The sequence below is a fragment of the Haloferax sp. s1 genome, from assembly GCF_058382125.1.
This window is the reverse complement of record NZ_JBZRPK010000572.1, coordinates 1-7,888: the sequence shown is the minus strand read 5'-3', so window position 1 is coordinate 7,888 and position 7,888 is coordinate 1. Positions and strand designations below refer to the sequence as shown.

The 7,888-nt window shown below is 63.7% G+C and carries 8 protein-coding genes; 7 read left to right on the top strand and 1 reads right to left on the bottom strand.

Annotation, left to right across the window (positions count from 1 at the left end):
• The 6 genes from QT222_RS10810 to QT222_RS10785 form a co-directional block, all read left to right on the top strand.
• A partial coding sequence (locus tag QT222_RS10810; RefSeq protein WP_491477180.1) for a precorrin-3B C(17)-methyltransferase occupies positions 1-659 on the top strand: 659 nt, incomplete at its 5' end.
• A gap of 1 nt (position 660) precedes the next feature.
• Positions 661-912 (top strand): ferredoxin, encoded by a 252-nt coding sequence (locus QT222_RS10805; protein ID WP_004056385.1) that lies wholly within the window; start codon positions 661-663, stop codon positions 910-912.
• Positions 909-1,577, top strand: a complete 669-nt coding sequence (locus tag QT222_RS10800; protein ID WP_004056386.1) for a hypothetical protein — start codon at positions 909-911, stop codon at positions 1,575-1,577. Before QT222_RS10805 ends, QT222_RS10800 begins: the two co-directional genes overlap by 4 nt.
• Positions 1,577-2,791: a CbiX/SirB N-terminal domain-containing protein gene (locus QT222_RS10795; protein ID WP_004056387.1), complete on the top strand. Its 1,215-nt coding sequence runs from the start codon at positions 1,577-1,579 to the stop codon at positions 2,789-2,791. The genes QT222_RS10800 and QT222_RS10795 overlap by 1 nt, the downstream gene beginning before the upstream one ends.
• Before the next feature lie 2 nt (positions 2,792-2,793).
• On the top strand, positions 2,794-3,171 hold the full coding sequence (locus tag QT222_RS10790; protein ID WP_004056388.1) for a DUF3209 family protein: 378 nt from the start codon (positions 2,794-2,796) through the stop codon (positions 3,169-3,171).
• A gap of 6 nt (positions 3,172-3,177) precedes the next feature.
• Positions 3,178-4,407: an outer membrane protein assembly factor BamB family protein gene (locus tag QT222_RS10785; RefSeq protein WP_004056389.1), complete on the top strand. Its 1,230-nt coding sequence runs from the start codon at positions 3,178-3,180 to the stop codon at positions 4,405-4,407.
• A gap of 33 nt (positions 4,408-4,440) precedes the next feature.
• Here the strand turns inward: QT222_RS10785 and QT222_RS10780 are convergent, their stop codons facing one another.
• Entirely contained in the window at positions 4,441-6,618 is a 2,178-nt protein-coding gene (locus QT222_RS10780; RefSeq protein ID WP_491477179.1) for an ATP-binding protein, read from the bottom strand.
• 48 nt (positions 6,619-6,666) lie between these two features.
• Here QT222_RS10780 and QT222_RS10775 point away from each other — a divergent pair.
• On the top strand, positions 6,667-7,888 hold a 1,222-nt coding region (locus tag QT222_RS10775; RefSeq protein ID WP_491477178.1), incomplete at its 3' end, for a cobaltochelatase subunit CobN.

The window sequence follows — 7,888 nt, the reverse complement described above, 5'->3', positions numbered from 1 at the left end:
CCGACCGTCTCCCCGCCGACATCGGGGAAGGTGCCGAGGACATCTACTCGCCGCCGAGGTGCGGTGAAGTCTCCCGAACCGAAGAGGCAATCGCCCGGACGCTCGCCGGAAACGACGTGGCAATCGTCGGCAGCGGCGACCCGAACGTCTACGCGCTGGCCGGACTCGCGCTCGAAATCCTCGAATCGAAGGGCGCGACCGCTGACATGGTCGACTTCGACGTTGTTGCCGGCGTTCCCGCCGCGCAGTCGTGTGCTGCGCGACTGGGCGCGCCCCTAGTGAACGACACGGTTACCATCAGCCTCTCGGACCACCTGACCTCGATGCCGACAATCGAGTCGCGTCTGCACTCGGCCGCGAAAGAGGGCTTCACCATCGTTATCTACAACCCGTGGAGCCGAAAGCGGCGGTCGAACTACGAGAAGTGTTGCGAGATTCTGCTCGAACACCGCGACCCAGAGACGCCGGTCGGCATCGTCCACGGCGCGGGTCGTGAGGACGAACGAGTGGAAATCGTCGAACTGCAGGACCTGCTCGAACTCGGTGAGACGGACCTCGTGGACATGACGACGACGCTGCTCGTCGGCAACGAAGAGACGTACGTGTGGGACGACCGCATGGTGACGCCCCGCGGCTACGAACAGAAATACGAGTACTGAGATGTTCGAAATCGAAATCGACAGAGCGGCCTGCGACGGCATCTTCGCGTGTCTCACCCGCGACGAGCGATTCGTCGAAGACGAGATGGGACTCGCAACGATTGATGCGGACGCAGCGGGCGTGGTCGAGGTTGCGCGTGACGACGAGAAAGACAGAGTCGTTGCGACCGTCGAAGGCGACATCGAGGATGCGAACCTTGCGGCGCGAGCGTGTCCACCCGGCGCGATTACGGTTCGGGAGGGAGAGACATGAGCGACACCGACGTCGAACCAGCGGCTGACCTCCTGAAGAGCGCACCCAAAACTGCCTACCTGTGGGGCCACGTCGCCGGTAGTGACGACATCGAATCAGATACAGTCACGGTCCGAACGAACGACGAGACGTGTGCGAACCGCGTCGCGGCAATTGCCGGCGGCGGCGACATCGACCAGCAGGTGACCGAGCGGCCCTACGCGCACAACACCTCCGTCACCCGGACGAAAGACGAGTATCTCGTGACAGTCGAAGGCGACATCATCAAAAGCGCGACCGGTGCGTTCGGGCTTCCGGTCGGCGACGACGCGGGTGGCTACCGATTCGACGTGTTCGACGAGTACCGGAAGCAACTCCTCCGCGGACTGCTCGAAAGTTGCGGGACCGTCTGTTTCAAATCGTCCAGCGGGACGGTCGGCATCTCGTTCGTCCACGACGACCGAACCCTTCTGGAGACGATTGACGGGCTACTCGAATCTTGCCCGGTCGACGCGCCGACCGGCGACATCAGCGAAACCTCCTCGGGTGGCTACTGGTTCGGCCTCGACGATGACGCCGCGGCCCCGTTCGGAACGTGGGTCTACGACGGAAGCGACGAGACGAATCTGTTCGCACCGACGCGTCGGCGGAAACTGACGCGAAGCCTCGAACAGGCCCAGAACTAATGAGTACTGAGCAGCTATCACTCGACGACGACGCGATTCTCCTCGTGGGACACGGGTCCCGCCGGGAGAAGTCGAACGAACAGGTTCGGACGCTCGCCGCCAAGCTAGAATCGGAACTGTCGATTCCGGTCGACGCGGCGTATATCGAGCTTGCCGACCCGTCGATAGAAGACGCCATCGAGACGCTGGCACCGACCTGTCAGACGTTGACCGTCGTTCCGTTGTCGTTGTTCGCTGCGAGCCACGTCAAAAACGACGTTCCGATGGCGGTCCAGGTCGCCCGGACGAAGTACGACGACGTAACCTTCCACTTCGGGTCGCACCTCGGCATCCACCCGTCGGTTGTAGACCTGCTCGACGACCGCGTTCGCGGGGTCGAAGCTGACCTCGGCGTCGACCGAGATGACGACGACGTGGCAGTCGTGCTGTGCGCCCGCGGGTCGAGCGACCCGGACTCGAACGGCGACGTTCACAAACTGGCTCGGCTCCTGTACGAAGGCAGGGGGTTCACGCGCGTCGAATCGACGTTCATCGGCGTGACCTCGCCGCGCCTCGAAGAGACGCTCCACACCGTCGCAAAAGACCGCCCCGATGCGGTTGTCGTCCTCCCGTACATGCTCGGCGACGGCGTGCTGACGCAGCGAATTATCGACAAGACGGAGACGTTCGACGACGAGTACCCGTACGTCCGCGCCGGTGCGTCGGGACCGCTCGGAACCGACGACCGACTCGTCGATGCGCTCGTCGACCGCTGTCAGGAAGCGCGCTCGGGGAGCGTGGAGATGTCGTGTGATACCTGCAAGTACAAAGTCGAACTGTCGGGCTACGAAGACGACCAAGGCGGCGCTCGCGCGATGCTCCGCTCGCTGGTCCACCAAGCCGAACACGCCGACCGGAGCGACGTCGACGACGACCCGCACGTCCACGACGCCCCTGAAAAACACGTCGCCGTCTGTACGAACCAGACCTGCGCCGCAAGCGGCGCGGCCACCGTGCTCGAACAACTCAGACAGCAGGCGCGGAACTCGGGCGACTGCGATGTCCGAATCACGCGCAGTTCGTGTCTCGGCCAGTGCGGCGACGGTCCCATCGTCACCGTCTATCCCGACAGCATCTGGTACGGGAGCGTGACGCCCGACGACACAGAACGCATCGTTTCGTCCCACCTCGAACGGGACCGCATCGTCTCCGACCTCGTACACCAATCACTCTAACCATGGCATGCGCTGAACTCGAAGCACTCCGACTCGCACTGATGAACATCACCGGAACCACAGACGAGAGCGTCAAACAACACGCCGAAGCCGAACTCGAAGGCTACCTCGACGAACCCGGGCCGATACAGGCGCTGGCAAACGCCTCGACCCTCGACGAGGCACAACGGCATCTCGACGCCGCGCTCGTAGACCTCGAAGAGGAGGCGACGCAGACGCCGAACGACGACCCGAAATCCGGCTATCTTCGCGGGCGCGTTATCGCCGTTCGGGACGCCGAGCGGTCGCTGAGCCGTCTCCGCGACCAGACGGACTCGTTCCTCGAAGACCTCGGCGAGGCGCACCACGACCTCCACGACACCTTCCCAATCGAGGAGTAAGACGCGATGACCGACTTCCTGAACCGACACGACTTGGGAGACCTAGAGCCCGCAGCAAGCCGCCACAATTGGGCTCGCTCAGCAGTCGCCGCTGCCGACGAACAGGTGTTCGTGGGCACGGCCGACGGCCGTATCGCCGCGTTCGGTTCTGACCTCGAAGACGGCGAACGCTGGTCGACGAGCGGCGAAAACCGAATCGTGTCGATGGCCGCAACCGACGACTGCCTCGTTGTCGGCGAGCGCGGGGGAGACGGAATCCTGCGCGTCTTGGACCCTGAGACGGGTGAGCAACGCTGGGAGTACGCGACGACCGACGACATCGGAACCGCGACGAAAGACTCGCTTTTCTTCCTCCCCTACATCGTCGATGTCGCGGTCACCGAAACCCGGGTTGTCGCTGCCGCCAGACGATACGAACGGGACGGAAAAGAGCGGCTCTGGACGAGCGTCGTCTTCGGATTCGACCACGACGGCGAACTCCAGTGGCGCTACCGAGTCAGCGCGTCTCCAATCGCGTTAGACACCGAAGGAGGACGCGTTGCCGTCGCATACAACCGATGCCCGAAATCCGAGCAAGACGGTCTCGTCGTACTGGACAGCGAAACGGGAGACCCAATCACGACGTGGGACCCGGAAGTCGACGCGGAGCGCCGTGTCGGGGATGTTGCATTCGCTGCTGACGGCGATATCGCCGTTTCCTGTCACGGCGACAAGCGCGGCTATTTGCTCGATTCCGATGGCCGTGAACGGTGGCGCGTCGACCTTGCGACGAAGCAAACTATCGACGGCGAAACGGTGTACGCCTATCCGAATCACGTGTGTGTCGCCGACGACGGCGTCGTCTTCGTGACGGGCAACACGTTCGCCGAATCGACGCGCGACCCGGACGGGCGACACCCACAGGAACACACCGTGTTCGGGGTCAAAGACGGCGAACAACGGTGGGCGTACGACTCCGGCGGGTTCGCTCGGGGTGTCGAGTCAATCGGTGAGCGCGTCGTCGTCCCGTCGGCGCAGAATTTCCGACGACGGAGCGCAGAGACCCACGGAGTCCACGTCTTCGACGCTGAATCGGGACACGTCGAGACATCCTCAGTCTCGGGAATCCCGACGGCAGTAGCAATCGGTGGCGACGTCCTTGCAGTGGTCGAAGAACCCGTCGAATACCACGACGAAGGCGTCACTCACGGGGCATATCGACTCAACACGCGGGCGATATCGAAGTCGAAGAAGTAGTAAGTCACCCGCCCCGCACCGGCTACCGCCGCACTATTTCTCGCGGGCAGATTTCGCGGCGTCGACCACTCGTTCTGCGGAGAGTTCGGAGAGCGAAATCCGTTGTCCGTTCGTCTCGGAGACGAGAATGTCGGTCACGCCGATACCGTCGTCTCCGGCGTCGACGACGACGACCGATGCATCGCTGGTTGCGAGTTGCCGCGCCGCCGACCGAGTCTCCCGGGTTGGACTGCCGTCGGCGACGTTCGCTCGGCCGTCGGTTACGACGACGACGAGACACGAGTCTGTCTCGGCGCGCGTGACGAGTCGGTGGGCGGCGTCCAAGCCGTCGGGAAGCGGGGTTCGGTCGCCCGTGGGGAGTTCCTTCAGGTGCCGGGCCGCGAGTGTAACGCTGTTAGTCGGCGGGAGCAGAACCTCGGCCGAGTCGCCGGCGACGGCGACGAACGCGACTTCGTCTCGCTGTTGGTAGGCGTCTTCGAGAAGCGACATAACGGTCCCTTTCGTCTCGCGCATCGCGGAGCGCATCGAGGCACTCGCGTCGACAACAAACACGATGAGCGACCGAGCAGAGCCTCGTTTGACGGCTGTTTTGAGGTCCGCCTCGGTGACGCTGGTTCGACCGTTCGATGCGGCCGTCCGGACCGATGCGGCAACGTCGATGTCGTCCGAGGTCGTCGCGGGTTCGGTCCTGACCCGCGACCCGCGTCCGTGCCGCGATTCACCGACGGCGACCCGTGTTCCGCCACCGGGTGTGTCAGACTGGAGGTCGGTGTCGTCGATAGGTGGTTCGTCAGTCTTCCCAATCGCTGCTCGTTGCTGGCCGGGGAGAAGCGGCGTCGCTTCGGGCGCTTCGTCGTCGTCATCGTCGGGTTCCGACCCCGAATCGGAGTCCGAGTCCGGCGAGTCCCCGTGGTCGTCGTCGCTGTCACCGTCTCGCGTCGTTTCGACCCCGCCCGAATCGGTCGCGTTCTCGCTGTCGGACGAGGATTCGCTGTCGGGTTGTTGCTTCGGGTCGCGGTCGGAATCGTCGTCACCACCACTGTCGGTGTCGCCCTCTTCGTCGCTTTCTCCCTCTTCGTCGCCTTCGCTGCCAGTGTTCTCCTCGCTGTCAGCGTCTGTCTCTTCGTTTCCCGCGTCCGAATCCTCACGCTCCGTGCTATCGTCTTGCTGGTCGCCTTCGTCTGTGTCTCCGTCCGCTTGGTCTTCGTCGTCGAAGTGGTCGTCGAGGATGTCGTCGGCGTCGGGGGCATCGTCGAACGGGCGATTCTGGAGTCGGTGCGGGAGCGCGAGCGCCGCGGCCTCGCGAACGTCGCCCGTGATGACTTTCGTTCGGCCGTCGAGCGCGGCGAGGGTTCGAGCAGTGCGAGCGATGGCGATATCGGCTCTGTGTCCCTCGACGCCCGCATCGAGACAGAGTTCGGCGATGTCGACCTTGAAATCAGAAGGGAGAGAGACGGTCGCCAGTCGGTCGCGGGCGTCTCGAACGTCGCGTTTGAGCGTCGCCACCTCGTCGTGGTACGGGTCGAACGATTCGGCCGAGTCGTGGCCGCGTTCGAGCGCCCGGTCGATAATCGTGACGCGGTCGTCGACGGACCTGCTCCCGACGACACTCGCTTGGAGAGCAAATCGGTCTCGGAGTTGCGGACGGAGGTCACCCTCTTCGGGATTCATCGTGCCGACGAGCGTGAATTCGGCGGGGTGTTCGACGCTGACACCGTCGCGTTCGACGCGGTTGACGCCGCTCGCGGCAGTGTCCAAGAGCAAGTCGACGAGGTGGTCGTCCAGCAGGTTAACTTCGTCGACGTAGAGAATACCGCGGTTCGCACGGGCGAGCAGTCCGGGGTCGAACGACGCTTCACCATCGAGCGCGTCGGCGACCGAGAGCGTCCCGGCGACGCGGTCGCGGGTCGCCCCGAGCGGGAGGGTGACGAGCGGAACTGGACGCGTCTCGACGTCGAAGTCGTCGCGCCCGCGGCACGATTCGCACTGTCGCGCCGGGTCGTCCGGCGGGCACCCGTACGGGCACCCCGCAACCGCCTTCTGCTTTGGCAGTAACTCGGCGAGTGCCCGAACGGTTGTGGATTTCGCCGTCCCCTTCTCGCCACGAACGAGAAGCCCGTCGAGTTCGTCGTTGACGCCAACGGCCAGCAACGCCCGTTTCAACTCCTCTTGCCCAACAATAGCAGGGAACGGGAGCGTCTGCGTAGTCATGAGATATGAAACCTTACTTGTAGTAGGGCAATAATGCTTTATCAAAAGATGCCAACGATTGGTCTGTACACGGCGACCGAAAACGAGTTGGGGGCGGTACAGCAGGCCGCACAACGGCTCGACGGAATCGACTTCGTCGTCCGTTCTTCGAGCGACCTCGACGACGTGACCGACGTCGACGCGTTCATCGACGAAGTGGAGTCAGCGACGGCGGTCGTGCTCTGGCTTCACGGCGCGGAGGACAGCATGCCCGGCTATGACCACGCGGTAGAGCGTCTCTCCGACGCGGGCGTCCCGCTGGTCGTCAAAGCCACAGGCGATGCATTCGCGCTTCGAGACACGACGGTTTCCGAGGGCGACCGGGAGCGGGCGTACGAGTACCTCGAACGCGGCGGCGTCGTCAACATCGAGAACCTCTGTCGGTTCCTCGCCGCCGAGTACGACGACTTCGACACGACCGTCGACGACCCGGTCAGCCTCCCGACGGAAGGTGTCTATCACCCCGACCACCCCGGTATTGAGTACGACGAACTCCTCGATACGTTCGACTCCGAAAGCCCGACCGTTGGCATCTGGTTCTACGAGTCACACTGGACGCACGCGAACACGCGGTACATCGATGCACTGGTCGAGCGGTTAGAATCGCTTGGCGTGAACGTCCTGCCCGCGTTCTGTAACCCGGCGACCGACGAGGAAGGACAAGAAAACGCCGAGTGGGTCGCCCGAAACTGGTTCTCGGACGACGACGGCCCGCTCGTGGACGCTGTCGTCAGTTCGTTCATGTTCTCGCTGTCGATGAGCGAGCGGGGCCGAGACGCGGCCGACGAGGGAGCCAACGCGGAAGATGTCTTCCTTACGGAACTCGGCGTGCCGGTCCTGCAGGCGATTACGACGATGCGGTCTCGCTCTCGGTACGAGAGCAGCGATACGGGCGTTATGGGCTTCGAACTCGCGCTTTCGGTCTCGCTGCCCGAGTTCGACGGGAACGTCATCACCCACCCGATAAGTGGAAAAGAGCGAATGGAAGACGAAGCGGGCGTTGGCAGCGCGCCGAAGCAGCACTTCCCCATCGAGGACCGCATCGACCACGTGGCACGACTCGCGGTCAACTGGGCGAAGCTTCGATACCTGCCGAACGACGAGAAGAAGGTCGCCGTCGTCCTCCACAACTACCCACCGAGCGACGACGGTATCGGGACGGCGTTCGGTCTCGACAGCCCGGCGAGTACGGTCAATCTGCTCTCCGAACTGCAGAATCGCGGCTATACTG